This window comes from Halostella pelagica (genome assembly GCF_004762015.1).
Lineage (GTDB): Archaea > Halobacteriota > Halobacteria > Halobacteriales > Natronoarchaeaceae > Halostella > Halostella pelagica.
The window spans coordinates 206,681-220,585 of the sequence record NZ_SJES01000005.1 but is presented as its reverse complement, the minus strand read 5'-3'; the positions used below and the strand labels follow the sequence as shown (position 1 = coordinate 220,585).

Below are 13,905 nucleotides of genomic sequence, written 5' to 3'. Positions count from 1 at the left end.
TTTCGCCGGCTCTGACCGCGGAGAGCCGTTGCCGGATCGGCCGGGTTTGTATATCAACACCGGTGACTTTGCGGGTTTAGTGCGTGGATTGGTACACGATGACACACACGACTCGACGGTCGTTACTCAAAAGCGCAGGTGCGATAGGTCTCGCCAGCGCCGCAGGATGTCTCTCGGAGGACGGCGGCGGGACGGCGGATCGCTTCGCATCGGCATCATGCAACCGCTTACGACTTCAGTCGATTACTACGGTCAGCAGAGCCTGTGGGGGTTCCTCTCGGGGTTGGCGTACAAACACGACCAGGACCCGCTGTCGGTCGATTCTCCCACCGAGGAGACTATCGAGGGCGACCAGTACGACTACGAACTCCTGATCGAGGACTCGGAGTTCGATGCCGACCAGGCACAGTCAGTCGCCACTGACTTCGTCGAAAACCGCGACGTAGACATCCTGTTCGGAACGGCCTCGTCAGGGTCGGCCAGACGGGTGATCGAGACGGTGGTGAGTAACACTGACACACCCTTCGTCGCCGGCCCGGCGGCCGCCGCCGACATCACGTCCGACAGCCAGTACTGCCACGAGCGCGTGTTCCGGGCGAGCGAGAACACCGCGATGGACGCCCGGAGCGGCGGCCGGTACGTCGCGAACGAAACCGACGTCGAACGCGTGTTCATCATGGCCGCCGACTACAGCTTCGGACGTGCGGTCGCTCAGAACTACCGGACCGTTCTGGAGGGCGAGGGTATCGAGATAGTCGGCGAGGAGTTCGTTCCCCAGGGCTACTCCGAGTTCGAGGGGTTCTACGAAAACGCCGTCGAGGCCGGCGCAGACGCCGTCATCGGCGGGTTCACGGTACAGACACTTCCGCAGTTCCTCAGCACTGGCCTTTCCGGCGATTACGGGCTGCGCATGTTCGGCGGCTTCGCGACGCTCATCTCGAACCAGGCGCTCGGCGGCGTTGCCCAGCGCGTGTTCGGCGAGGACTTCACCGCCGAGGACCTTCGAGACGCGGAACTCGGCCCGTTCACGACACGCTACCACTGGAACCAGTACGACAACGACATCAACAGCGACTTCGTCGACATGTACACCGGAGCGTACGATATCGTTCCGGACCTTTTCACCTCCGGGACGTTCACCGCGGCCTCGTCGATCGTCCAGGCCGTCGAGGAGAACGGGTCGACCGACGCCGACGACGTCGTCGACGCGCTCACCGGGATGACCGTCGAAGACACGCCGAAAGGACAGGGCGGGTACACGTATCAGGAGTACAACAACCAGGCCAGGTCCGCGATGACCATCTCGAACCCGGTACCGACGACGGACGAGTGGGCGGGCAACTGGGACGCACCGGTAATGCCCAGTCCTCCCGTCACCGAGATATCGGCGGACGACGCGACTATTCCACAGAACGCAAGCGGGATGAACTGCGACCTGTGATGATCCGGACGACAGGACTGACCAAACGGTTCGGCGGTCTCACAGCGGTCGACGGGGTCGATTTCGAACTCGGGCAGAACGAACTCTGTTCGCTCATCGGTCCGAACGGTGCCGGGAAGACGACGTTTTTCAACCTGCTCACGGGCACGCTTGCCCCGACGGCCGGCCGCGTCGAATACCGCGAGAACGACTGGGTCGACGTGACCGACGACGGCCCCCACGAGACGGCGCTGCGCGGGATCCACCGCTCGTACCAGATCACGAACGTCTTTCCGACGGCGACGGCGCTGGAGAACGTTCGCGTCGCCGCGCAGGCACACGGCGGCAACGACGCCTGGAAGCTATGGCGCAACGTGTCCGCGTTCGGCGAGTACGAACGGGAGGCCCGCGAGATACTGGACCGGGTCGGACTCGGCGACGAAACGGACACGGTCGCATCGACGCTGTCTCACGGACAGAAGCGACATCTCGAAGTGGCCGTCGCGCTCGCCGGCGACCCTGACGTTCTCCTGCTCGACGAACCGACAGCGGGCGTCTCAAGCGACGCCATCGACCAACTGGTCGAACTGATACGGAACGTCGCCGAAGACCACTCGGTCCTGCTCGTCGAGCACAACATGGACGTGGTGATGGACGTCAGCGACCGCGTGGCCGTCCTCCACCGGGGCGAACTCATCGCGGACGACGACCCGGTCGCGGTCCGCGAGAACCCGGACGTACAGCGGGCGTATCTCGGTGGGTACGAGGCCGACGGGGACGGGTCGAACGCGGGCGGGAACGACACGGGTACAGGGGGTGAACCCGCGTGAGCGGCGATCCCCCCGCGCTCGAACTCGACGGCGTCCACAGCTACTACGGCGAGAGCCACGTCCTTCGCGGCGTGGACCTCTCCGTCGAAACCGGCGAGAACGTCGCTCTCGTGGGTCGGAACGGCGTCGGGAAGACGACGACGCTCCGGTCGATTTTGGGGCTGACGCCGCCCCGCGAGGGGACGGTTCGGATCGACGGCGAGGATGTCACCGGCGAACCCACTCACGAGATCGCGCGACGCGGCGTCGGGTGGGTGCCCGAGGAGCGTCGGATGTTCAAGCACCTCTCCGTGGAGGAGAACCTCCGGGTCGCGACGCCGCCCGGATCCGACGTGTCCAAACGAGTTCAGGAAGCGCTCGACGCGTTCCCGGCGCTGCGCGACCACGTCGACAGGGAAGCCGGCGACCTGAGCGGCGGCCAGCAACAGATGGTCGCCATCGCCCGTGTACTGGTCGGCGACAACGACCTGTTGCTCGTCGACGAACCAAGCGAGGGTCTCGCACCGCTCATCGTCGAGGAGGTCGTCGACGCCCTAGGGACGCTGGCCGAGGACGTGACGTTGCTACTCGTCGAGCAGAACTTCCCGATGGCGATGGATCTCACCGACCGGTTCTACCTGCTCGACCAGGGGAAGGTGGTGGAAACGGGCGACTCAAACGCCGCCTCGCGTGACGACGAAACCATCCGGAGGTATCTCTCGGCATGACCGACGCCGCCGTCCTCTCCGTCGCCGACGTTCTCGTCGACCTGCTGGAACCGACGACGCTGGTCCGGATACTACTCGACGCGCTGTCGAAGTCGGCGCTGTACGTGCTCATCGCGAGCGGCCTCTCGCTCATCTTCGGCCTGATGGGCGTGTTGAACTTCGCGCACGGGTCGCTGACGATGCTCGGCGCGTATCTCGGCGGCGCAGTGATGGTCGCACTCGTCTCGGGTAGCACCAGTGAACCGGTCCAGTTACTGCTGTTTTTCGTCGCTATCGCCGCGACGTTCGCCGCGCTGACGCTGCTCGGCGGCGCGGTCGAGATGACGCTTATACGCCCGATATACGACCGGGAGCCGCTGTTTCAGATCCTGCTGACGTTCGGGCTGGTGCTGGTGCTCGACGAACTCGCGCGCATCGCCGTCGAACTGTACGGACTCCAGCCGCGAAGCGACTGGCAGGCCGCGCTGGGGACGGCTCCGGGCTTTCTCTCGTCTCGTTACACCCTCGCGGGCGTCACGACGCGAGGGCTCTACCTGTTCGAGGTGTTGATCGGCGCGCTGGTCGTCGCCGCCATCTGGGCGTTCCTCACCCGGACGCGGTACGGCCTGTACATCCGCTCGGGGAGCGAGGACTCGGAGATGACTCGCGCGCTGGGTATCGACGTCCGGCGCACGTTCACCGTCGTGTTCGGCCTCGGATCCGGCCTGGCGGGGCTGGCCGGCGTCGTGCTGATGTGGGACCCGCGCTTCGGCGCGAGCGTCCCGCTGTCGGTGGAGACGCTGCTCGTCGCGTTCGTCGTCGTCATCATCGGCGGGCTCGGATCGTTCCGCGGCACCGTGGTCGCCGCGGGAGTCGTCGGACTGACCGACGCGCTCATGACCTGGCTGTTCATCAACCACGTCGACTTCGCCGGCCTCCCCGAGATGGTCACGTTCCTGGTGCTCGTCGCCGTGTTGATCGTTCGCCCGCAGGGACTCTACGGCATCGCGGAGGTGGGCGGCCATTAGCGATCCGACCCAACCGGCTGACACGGCGGACTCGACCGACGTGTCCGAGCCGACCGAAACGTCGGACGCCCCCGCGGTCACAGACCGGCGGGGAGCGTACGTGCGGCGAATACTCGCCGACCACGCAGTGCACGCCGCGGTCGTGGTGGCCTTCGCGCTGTATCCGATAGTGTACACCGTCCTGGGCCAGACGCCGCTCGGGTCCGAGTTCGAGGTCTTCCTGCCGCGAGTTCACGCGATGGTCGCCGTGCTGTACATCGGTCTGTTCGCGATGAGTTTCGACTTCATCAGCGGCTACACGGGCTATCTCTCCTTCGGCCACGCGCTGTTTTACGGAAGCGGCGCGTATCTGGTCGTCCTGACGGCGACCGACAAGGTGCCGCTGCTCGGGCCGGACACGCCGTTCATGCTGCTGATACTCGTCGCTGGTCTCGTCGCGGTCGCGCTGGCGCTCGCAGTCGGTGCTGTCTCCTTTCGTCTCTCCGGCGTCTACTTCGCGATGATCACGCTCGGCTTCGCGGAGGTAGCTCACGTGTTCATCAGGAACTGGGACCACGTGGGGAGCAATCCGAGAGACGGCGCATCGATCGGTGCCGCCGGCGACGCGTTCGCGGTCGGCGTTCCCGGCATCGACGCGCTTCAGGTCGGCATCGGCCGTCTGGTCGGCGACGAGTTCGGCGACGTGTTCGGCATCGGCGTCGAGTTCGGGACGGCAGAGGTCTCCTACTACGCGATAGGCGCTGTCGTGTTGGTCTGTTATCTCCTCATGCAGCGGATCATCCACTCCCCGTTCGGGCGAGTGATGATCGCGATTCGGGAGAACGAAGAGCGCGCCCGGGCGGTCGGCTACGACGTGTTCCGGTTCAAACTCGCCGCGTTCGCGATCAGCGGCTTCTTCGCTGGGGTCGCCGGCGCGCTGTTTGCCGGCTACCGCCGGACCGTCGCACCGGGGAACACGTTCGACCTCTTTTTCACCGCTGAGGCGCTACTGGCCGCCATCGTCGGTGGGTTCGGGACGCTCGCCGGGCCGCTGTTTGGGTATCTGTTCAACGCCTCGGTCGAGGGTGTCCTGTCCACGGAACCCCACGGAATCGCCCGATATCTCCGCGACGTTCTCTCCGAGTCGACGCTGTCGGCGGGCGCTGGCGGAGTCACCGTGGCCGATGTGATCAACGTTCTCGTCGACGGGCGGGCCGACCTCTATCTCGGCATCGTGTTCATCCTGTTCGTGTTGTACGTCCCCCGCGGGATCCTCGGGACGCTTCGCGACCGCCTCGGCGGCCACGTCGCTGACCGACTTCCCGAGCGAGTGCGTTCGCGCTTCCGGGGGCGAAACGAGTGACGGTCGCGCTGACCGGCTACGGTCGCTACCTCCCGGACGACCGCCTCACCGGTGCCGAGATCGCGGACCGGAGCGGCATTCCCGAGTCGGTCGTCGTCGAGAAGATGGGCGTCCGGGAAAAGCGCGTCTGCCCGCCCGACGACGACCATCCGTCGGACATGTGTGTCGCCGCCGCCGAGGACGCACTCGCGGACGCGGCACTGGACCCCGCCGACGTCGACCTCGTGCTGTATCACGGGAGCGAATTCAAAGACTACGTCGTCTGGAGCGCCGCCGCGGATATCGCCGACCGGGTCGGTGCAGACGACGCGTACGCGACGGAGAGCTACACGCTCTGTGCCGGCGCTCCGATCGCCATCCGACAGGTCCGCTCGCAGTTGATCACGGGCGACATCGACACGGCCCTGCTCGTCGCCGCCAACCGCGAGGAGGACCTCGTCGAGTACGAGAACGAAGACGCGTCGTTCATGTTCAACTTCGGGAGCGGCGCATCCGCGATAGTACTCGAACGCTGTGCCGGCGACTGCGCCCGGGCGCAGGTCCACGAGAGCGCGGCAATCACGGACGGATCGTTCTCCCGAGACGTGGTGATGCCCGCCGGCGGTACCCGGCACCCTCCGAGCGGGGAGACGGTGGCCGCCGGCATGCACTCGCTCGATGTGACCAAGCCCGAGGGGATGAAAGAGCGTCTCGCACCCGTCTCGCTCCCGAACTTCGTCGACGTGACTGCCGAGGCGCTGAAGCGGTCGGGGCTCGCCCGCGACGACATCGGTTTCGTCGCACTCACCCACATGAAACGCTCGTTTCACGACCGGTTCTTCGAGGAACTCGGCCTGAACCCGAACTCTGACGGCTACTACCTGAGCGAGTACGGCCACGTCCAGAGCGTCGATCAGGTGCTCGCACTCGACGAGGGGGTGGCCGCCGGACTCGTCGATCCGGGCGACATCGTCTGTTTCGTCGGCGCAGGCACGGGGTACACCTGGGCCGCGACCGTCCTTCGATGGCGCGGATGAAACGAAGCGCTTAATTGTCGTACGCTCTTCGAATCGGGTACGGGACCGTGGGGTAGTGGTATCCTCTGCGGATGGGGTCCGTTGGACCCGTGTTCGAATCACGGCGGTCCCATAAGGATTTCATTTCTTTTCATACCTAGAGAGCGTATGGCTTATCGGTCCAAATTACCAGCCCCTATTCGTTGTAATATTCTCTAACACGGCCTCTGCTGCTCGTCAAAATCTTCCTGCGGAACAACGTATAAAGCGACGAGGTGCGGGGGCTGACCGGGCCAGGATTCGTGCGATTGAGCGACACTACGCTGGCGACGGTATCGACGATCCTACTCGACCTGGATCCAGCGAAAAGATAGTTCCCTCGTTCCCCTATGGTCTCAGACGACGTACGAGTTGATAATTCTATGGTGACTGCAAGTTCTCGCGCTGTACACTTCTCAGATCGTACTATCCCCGTGGATCTCCCTTTGGATGTAACTCCTGATGGTCGCACGTCGATAAGGATCCGTGGTTAGAGGTGGCTTAGGCAGTCGAAAACAAGTGTGGTGGTAGATACAGGGTGCGTGTCTATCGCATTCGGATATTACTTCAACAAATTCGCCGGGACCAACTGGCCTGTCGATGACTGCATCTTCGTTTCACTCCCATATCTCGGGCCGTTCAAGGGCTGCTATCCGGGTCACAATTACACATTGAAGGATATATACGTCATCCTACAAACCACAACACAATAGATTTAAAAGAATTATTCACAGATGACGATTCGATTTCGCCTGTTATCGGCGTGATACTCATGGTCTCTATTACAGTGATTCTGGTGGCCGTGATCGGGGCGTTCGTTCTCGATCTTGGTGGCAGTCAGGAATCGGCACCGCAGGCGAGTTGGAGCTTCGACTACTATGACAATTCAAATGGCTTTGATGGGGGTACCGCCGCCGCCGACACCATTACCATCAGCCACGACGGGGGAGACGACATAGATAATAGTACGCTGACCTTCTCAATTGGAAGGTCATCTACTGGGGGTTCTACTGCTATTAACCCTGAAAGCTCCACGACCGTTACTGATTTGTCGGCTGGATCCTCCATGGACATTGAGGAGAAGAATGCTGGAGGTATCAATAGCGGAGACGACGTTCTGGTTATCTGGGAGGGGTCGTCTGGTGACTCCAGTAACACGATCGGCGAAGGCTCGGTCCCGTAACCGACTGCCAACTTCCCGTTTTACGGGTTTCTGTGCGGTATCTTTTATTCAGCGCGGCCAACGAAACTGCAGAGTCAGTCGACGCGTCGCTCACCAGTTAGCGGCAGGCCCGCGCCCCTACACGCGAGCCACATGACAACAACAGTTGTAACTGCGTACACAGGGACTTAGTAATAAAGTGGTTAGCGGCCTATTCGGGCGTTTAACCCGGTATTATCGGTGTTTCGGAGACAAGGGGAATTCGACCCTCGACCCGGACGGTGTCCACGAAGCTCGATTCCCGCTGATCGACATACGAGGTAAGAAACCCCTGTTACCGCCCACGATATCCTGTGTCGTCGGTTCGCGTCTGAGGGTCTGGGGTAGGTCGACCGACGACGCAGGAGCGCCCCCGAGGACAGAATGCCGAGGGATTACTCGCTCGGCTAGGTCATCCTCCGAGATGGTCCCGGCGCTGTGATCGCTGTCTGAGCGGGTCTACTGTGTTACCGCTACGACCGCGCGAGGGCGTGCGGTCGATGCCGAAATGACTTACAGCAGTCCCAAGAGCGGTCAACGCAGTCGAGACAGGACATATCTGCGAAGCGATCAGGTCTCCCGACTGGGTAGATGATTCCAGCGCAGGTGGCCGAGAAACACACCTCCCGCTATTTCCGACAGATTCGGCCCGCTCTCCGAACGTGTTCGGCGACGACGGCGACATCCCCGTAACGGATAAGTGACAGCGTGTTCAATAGAAATAAAGAATGTCCCGAACGATGGGTATAGATCCGTCCTTCGGTAAGGGGTTGGTAAACGTTACCGTCGAACACGCCTTGCATTCGGGCGGCGCTGACGACATCCAGACGACGTTCGATATCTTTCGGGAGATATTCCTGGTGTTTCTGGTCATCGGGACGGCCGTCGGCGTCGTCGTCGTCGTGTACATGACGTACAACGCCTACAAGTACCGAGACGGAAACGGGACGGCCGATAGCGGCGACGTCTCCCGGCCGGAACTGGGCGAACTCCCGTCCGGCAGCGGCGGCGGGAAGAAGCTGTTCGTCTCGTTTTTCTTCAGCGCGATCATCGTCGTCTCGCTTATCGGCTGGACGTACGGGGTGCTCGGCTACTACGAGGAGGGACCGACGGAAGCGGAGACGGACGAAGCGCTCGAAATCGAGGTCACGGGCTACCAGTTCGGCTGGCAGTTCACGTATCCGAACGGACACACGAACTCCACGCTGGTCGTCCCGCAGGACCGGCCGATACGCCTGACGGTCACGTCTGACGACGTGTTCCACACGTTCGGCGTCCCAGAGCAACGCATCAAAACCGACGCTATCCCCGGGCAGACGACGAAGACGTGGTTCGTCGCCAACGAGACCGGACAGTTCGAAGCCCGGTGTTACGAGCTCTGCGGGAGCGGTCACTCGTATATGACCGCGGACGTGGTCGTGGTCAGGCAGTCCGAGTTCCACGACTGGTACGACAACCGGAGCGCGGCCGAGAACGAGACGCAAGCTGACGACGAGTCGAACGAGACAGACACCGACACGGAGGGACGGCTGGCGGGCGGTACCTCCGTTACGACCCCCCACCACGCGATTGAACCGACCCCCATCGAACCATGACCGAGGACGCTCACGCCGAGAACGGCCACGACGGACTGCCCCCACAGACAGCGGTAAAACGGTGGCTGGTAACGACGAACCACAAGGACGTCGGCATCCTCTACATCGTGACCTCGCTCTTTTTCCTCGTGTTCGGCGGCGTCCTCGCGCTCCTCATGCGGGTGGAACTGTGGACGGCGACCCAGACTGTCATCGCGCCGGGCGCGTACAACGAGACGGTCAGCGCCCATGGGCTCATCATGATCTTCTTTTTCATCTCCCCGTTCGCGTTCGGGTTCGCGAACTACGTCGTTCCCCTCCAGATAGGGGCCGAGGACCTCTCGTTCCCCCGGTTGAACGCGCTCTCGTACTGGCTGTATCTCTTCTCGGGGCTTCTGTTCGGTACCTCCTTTTTCCTCGGCGGGACGTTTTCTGGCGGATGGACGATGTACGCCCCGCTGAACATGCCGGCGTACACGCCGACAGTCGGTGGGACGACCGCCGTCCTCGCGCTGATGCTGTTCGTCGCGTCGGTGACGGTGTCGTCCGTGAACTTCCTCACGACTATGCACCGCCAGCGAGCCGAGGGGCTGACGACGCTGAAGCTGCCGCTGTTTAGCTGGACGATCCTTCTGACGGTGTGGATGATGCTGTTCGCCTTCGCGGCGCTTCTGGCGGCGTTACTCATTCTCGCTTCGGACCGCATCGTCGGCACGGTGTACTTCCAGGCGACCGAGGGGGGATCTCTCCTCTGGGCGCACCTGTTCTGGTTTTTCGGCCATCCGGAGGTGTACATCGTCTTCTTCCCCGCGCTGGGGATCATGGCCGAGTGTTTCCAGACGTTCTGCGGCCGGCGGATCGTCGGCCGGAAGTGGTTCATCGCGGCGATGGTGCTCGTGGCGATCCAGAGCTTCTTCGTCTGGATGCACCACATGTTTCTCACCGCGATCAGCCTGGAAATAAAGACGCTGTTCATGGCGACGACCATCGGCATCTCCCTGCCGTTCGACCTGATGGTGTTCGCCCTGATCTACACGATGGTGAAAGGGAAGATCCGGTACACGACGCCGTTTCTCTTCTCGTTCGGCGCGCTCGTGCTGTTTATCATCGGCGGCATCACCGGCGTGTTCCTCGGCGCGGTCGTACTGGACTACGAGTTCCGCGGCACCTACTGGGTCGTCGCGCACTTTCACTACGTGATGGTCGGCGGGGCGACGGCGCTGTTCGGCGGCCTCTACTACTGGTATCCGAAGATAACCGGGCGGATGTACGACGAGTTCCTCGGGAAGGTCCACTTCGTGCTGTACTTCGTCGGGTTCAACCTGCTGTACTTCCCGATGTTCGTCGCCTGGGAGACGCCCCGGCGCGTGTTCGAGTACCACCAGAGCTTCGTCGCGTGGCACCAGCTCGCATCGATCGGTGGATTCGTCCTCGCGGCGGGCTTTCTCGTGATGTTTTACAACCTCTACAAGAGCCTGTTCGCTGGCGAAGAGGTCGACGGGAACCCCTGGGAGTACGCGTCGTCGGCGGAGTGGTCCGTCTCCTCGCCGCCGCCGTTCGAGAACTTCCCCGGCCTCCCCTCGTACGGCGACGGCCGCCTCCGGTTCCTGACGCCCGGTCGCGGGGGCGAAGTGGCTGACGGCGGCACCGCGCCGGGGGACGACGCCCTCGACGCCGCGGCGGACCCGGCCACCGAATCCGACCCCCCGAAGTCAGACGGCGGGACCGTAACGGCCGAGACGGCTCGTCCCGAGATCGCCCGCGACGAGACGGCCGATACCGCGCTCCCGGATGCGGAAGCCGAGGAGGAACATCCCGACCACGCGAGCTACTGGCCGCTCGCTATCGGGCTCTCGGCGTACGTGACGTTCCTCGGGCTCTCGGGGATCCGGATGGACACGGCGATGTATCCCGCGCTCACGGGCGTCGGCCTGGTGATGGGCGCGTTCTCGTTCGTTGGCCTCGGCCGGGAGTCGTTTCACGTCCCCGAGATGGCGGTCGCGGAGCGGTGGCCGTTCGAGGGGGTCGAAAACGGGAAGCTCGGGATGTGGATCTTCCTGGCGTCCGACGTGGTGCTGTTCGGCTCACTCATCGGGTCGTACGTGTTCATACGGGTCGCCTACGGGTGGACGGCGTGGCACGTCGTCCCGCACGATCCGATCCCGGGACTGATAAACACGTATCTGCTCTTGACGAGCAGTTTCACGGTCGTGCTCGCGCTGGTCGCGGCCAAGCGAGAGAGCACGCGCGGCCTCGTCGCCAGCCTGGGAGCTACGGTGGCGTTCGGCGTCGGGTTCCTCTACAACAAGGGTATCGAGTGGCAGGAGCTGTTCCACGAGGGGACCACCGTCGGCAGCAGCGTCGAGGCGTCGACGTTCTTCCTGACGACGGGCCTGCACGCTGCACACGTCATTATCGGTCTGCTCATCGCCCTGTTCATGATAGCGCAAGCGCTGAAGGGGGCGTACCTCGGCGAGGAGGGGAGCAGGAAGGTGGAGTACTTCGGGCTGTACTGGCACTTCGTGGACATCGTCTGGCTGTTCCTGTTTCCGCTGTTCTACATCCTGTAGGTGACACCATGAGAAAAATCAAACTGTACACGATAATCTACGTGGTCCTGTTCGTGTTCGCGACGGTCCAGGTACTTGTCGAGTTCGCGGGGTTCGACTACTGGACCGGGCTGGTGGCGATCCTCGCGCTGTCGGCAGTGAAGGCGGTTCTCGTCGCCGGATATTACCAGCATCTCGTCCACGAACCACGGTCGCTCACCGCGCTGATGGTCGGGAGCCTGTTCGTCGCGCTGGTGCTCACGACGGCGGCCGCGTTCTCGATCATGTGAGGTGGCTGTGGTCGGGAATCTACGCGGCCCCGTAGAGGAGAGTGCGCCGGTACGGAGTTCAGATGTAGCGGTCGTTCCAGTTCGGGGTCACCTCCGTGAGAGTCGGTTCGTCGTCGCTTGCTTACCAGTCGAAATCGCGGTGAATCTGGCGTCCCGTATCGTTCAGCACGGGACCGACAACCTCACTGATCCCGTCGAGGATCTCTGCCGATCGGACCGACGGCTCGTTGCCGGTGAACTCCGCGACCTCGTCGCTGCCGACGCTGTAGACGACCCGTCCGAATCCAGCTTTGGCCATTCCGCCGGCGCACATCGGGCACGGCTCCGTGCTCGTGTACATGACGGTCTCGGCGCGGTCGTCCGGGTCGAACTCTCGACAGGCCCGATACGCGAGGTGGAGTTCGGGATGACGACGGATGTCGTTCTCGGTAACTACGCGGTTCGAGTCGGCCATGATGACCGTATCGTCGCGGACGAGTACGCTACCGAACGGCCGGTCACCGCGGTCGGCGGCCTCGCGGGCGAGTGCGAAGGCCTTGCGCATGTGCGAGTCGTGATCGAAGTTCGGGTCGGTCACGTCCGGACACAGGTTCGGCCACTACGTAGTTCCACTCCCCGAGCGGTTTTCATCACGAGCGGAATCGACAGCGAAACACTCACACGTACTTGGCAGATAGCGTTCCTCGGATCGCAGTACGGGTTTCGCCGATCGATCACTCGATCCCCGGTCGCCAGTACAGGAGCGCCACCGTCACGACGAACGCAGCGGTCGCGATGTCGACCGAGTGCGCGTACGCCGCCGCGGCACCGGCGGATCCGGCCACGCCCGCGGCGAGCGTCGTCAACACCGGAAGGCTACAGCCGACGCAGGCGATCAGGCCGAGGCCGCCGAGCGCGGTCGCGCTCAGCGCCTTCGTCGTCGCGACGTAGAGGAGATACGAGAGCGAGAGATAGCCGACCGCGAGATAGGGCACGAAGGTGACGTAAAACGAGGGCGAGACGTACGACAGGACCGGACCCCACCCCGGCGAGCGCACGGCGAAGCGGGTGCCGAGCGGCCCCTGGGGGTCGCCGGTCAGCCCCACGAGACCGCCAACCGTCGCCAGGACGGCGAAGTACGCCACGGCGAGGACAAGCGCGACCGCCTCCCGCTGGCGGGACGCGTTCGGCGGGGGCGTCTTCACCGCCGCCAGCACGCCGAGATTGATCCAGACGAACGGGTAGAGGACGTAGCGTAGCGATGTCGGTTCGCCGGGCCGGACCCGGAAGTGAACCGCGACGAGGAGCAACTCCGCCGCGACGGCGAGAACGAGTAGCCGGACATCTCGGCGCGACGTCACCGCGTCGAGTCGGTGCCCGGTCGCGCCGCTCATCGCTCCCACCGCCGTCGCCGGGCGAGGGCGGTCAGTCTCACGCTCATCCGGCCGCGACGAGTTTCACGACGACGCCCGCCACCAGCAACACGCCGAACGCGGTGGCGCTCTCGGCGACGGCGAGCGCGCTGGAATGCCCTCGCTGACGACCGAGGAGGTAGACGCCGGCGAGGAGATACAGCGCCAACATGGCGACGAACAGCATCGGGAGCATGTCGCCGAGCGTCGCCGGGTCGCCGAGAGCGAACACGCCGGCGGCCGCGAACCCGACAGTGACGATCACGAAGCCGACGATCCACGCGGCCACGTCGTCGTACAGACGCGCGAGGAGTCGCTCGCCGGGGAGGACGGGGTCGCCGCTGCTGTCGGCGGTTTCCGCACCCTGCGAGTGCGTGGGACTGCCGCCGGAGGCCGCACGGCGCGACCCGACGACCGTCGCGCCGGCCACCGCCACCAGTAACAGCCCCGTCACGACCGTGCTTATGGTGAGTGTTACCATTCCCCTTCCACCTGTAACTCACGTCGTCCGCCCGAGATAATAAGCGTTTGCTCCGCGACGACAGTCGTGTTCAGATCAG

At 63.7% G+C, this 13,905-nt stretch carries 12 protein-coding genes, 1 tRNA gene and 1 pseudogene; 11 read left to right on the top strand and 3 right to left on the bottom strand.

From position 1 onward, the window contains the following. Positions 1 to 98: 98 nt before the first annotated feature. From EYW42_RS13625 to EYW42_RS13575, 11 genes and pseudogenes are all read left to right on the top strand, one after another. A pseudogene (locus EYW42_RS13625) lies at positions 99 to 1,441 on the top strand (ABC transporter substrate-binding protein). Continuing rightward, the gene (locus EYW42_RS13620) at positions 1,441 to 2,250 is read left to right on the top strand and encodes an ABC transporter ATP-binding protein (protein ID WP_135535840.1); all 810 of its coding nucleotides are present in this window, start codon (positions 1,441 to 1,443) and stop codon (positions 2,248 to 2,250) included. Before EYW42_RS13625 ends, EYW42_RS13620 begins: the two are co-directional and overlap by 1 nt. Beyond that, the gene (locus tag EYW42_RS13615; RefSeq protein WP_135535839.1) at positions 2,247 to 2,957 is read left to right on the top strand and encodes an ABC transporter ATP-binding protein; all 711 of its coding nucleotides are present in this window, start codon (positions 2,247 to 2,249) and stop codon (positions 2,955 to 2,957) included. The genes EYW42_RS13620 and EYW42_RS13615 overlap by 4 nt, the downstream gene beginning before the upstream one ends. Beyond that, a complete protein-coding gene (locus EYW42_RS13610; protein ID WP_135535838.1) occupies positions 2,954 to 3,964 on the top strand; it encodes a branched-chain amino acid ABC transporter permease in 1,011 nt (336 codons plus the stop codon). Before EYW42_RS13615 ends, EYW42_RS13610 begins: the two co-directional genes overlap by 4 nt. Positions 3,965 to 4,004: 40 nt before the next feature. Next, a complete protein-coding gene (locus EYW42_RS13605) occupies positions 4,005 to 5,306 on the top strand; it encodes a branched-chain amino acid ABC transporter permease (RefSeq protein ID WP_135535837.1) in 1,302 nt (433 codons plus the stop codon). Next, entirely contained in the window at positions 5,303 to 6,322 is a 1,020-nt protein-coding gene (locus EYW42_RS13600) for a 3-oxoacyl-ACP synthase (RefSeq protein WP_135535836.1), read from the top strand. Before EYW42_RS13605 ends, EYW42_RS13600 begins: the two co-directional genes overlap by 4 nt. A 41-nt stretch (positions 6,323 to 6,363) precedes the next feature. Next, a tRNA-Pro gene (locus tag EYW42_RS13595) sits at positions 6,364 to 6,434 on the top strand. A 678-nt stretch (positions 6,435 to 7,112) separates the two neighbouring features. Then, positions 7,113 to 7,523, top strand: a complete 411-nt coding sequence (locus EYW42_RS13590) for a type IV pilin N-terminal domain-containing protein (RefSeq protein ID WP_202613901.1) — start codon at positions 7,113 to 7,115, stop codon at positions 7,521 to 7,523. Between the two features lie 758 nt (positions 7,524 to 8,281). After that, positions 8,282 to 9,136, top strand: a complete 855-nt coding sequence (gene coxB / locus EYW42_RS13585; protein ID WP_135535834.1) for a cytochrome c oxidase subunit II — start codon at positions 8,282 to 8,284, stop codon at positions 9,134 to 9,136. Continuing rightward, on the top strand, positions 9,133 to 11,685 hold the full coding sequence (locus tag EYW42_RS13580) for a cbb3-type cytochrome c oxidase subunit I (RefSeq protein ID WP_135535833.1): 2,553 nt from the start codon (positions 9,133 to 9,135) through the stop codon (positions 11,683 to 11,685). The genes coxB and EYW42_RS13580 overlap by 4 nt, the downstream gene beginning before the upstream one ends. Positions 11,686 to 11,693: 8 nt before the next feature. After that, positions 11,694 to 11,954, top strand: coding sequence for a cytochrome C oxidase subunit IV family protein (locus EYW42_RS13575; protein ID WP_135535832.1), 261 nt, complete (start codon positions 11,694 to 11,696; stop codon positions 11,952 to 11,954). A 121-nt stretch (positions 11,955 to 12,075) separates the two neighbouring features. Here the strand turns inward: EYW42_RS13575 and EYW42_RS13570 are convergent, their stop codons facing one another. The 3 genes from EYW42_RS13570 to EYW42_RS13560 form a co-directional block, all read right to left on the bottom strand. Beyond that, positions 12,076 to 12,531: a nucleoside deaminase gene (locus tag EYW42_RS13570; protein WP_237561334.1), complete on the bottom strand. Its 456-nt coding sequence runs from the start codon at positions 12,529 to 12,531 to the stop codon at positions 12,076 to 12,078. Between the two features lie 136 nt (positions 12,532 to 12,667). Then, positions 12,668 to 13,327 (bottom strand): DUF7546 family protein, encoded by a 660-nt coding sequence (locus EYW42_RS13565; RefSeq protein WP_135535831.1) that lies wholly within the window; start codon positions 13,325 to 13,327, stop codon positions 12,668 to 12,670. Between the two features lie 43 nt (positions 13,328 to 13,370). Continuing rightward, positions 13,371 to 13,826, bottom strand: a complete 456-nt coding sequence (locus tag EYW42_RS13560) for a hypothetical protein (protein ID WP_135535830.1) — start codon at positions 13,824 to 13,826, stop codon at positions 13,371 to 13,373. Positions 13,827 to 13,905: the final 79 nt, after the last annotated feature.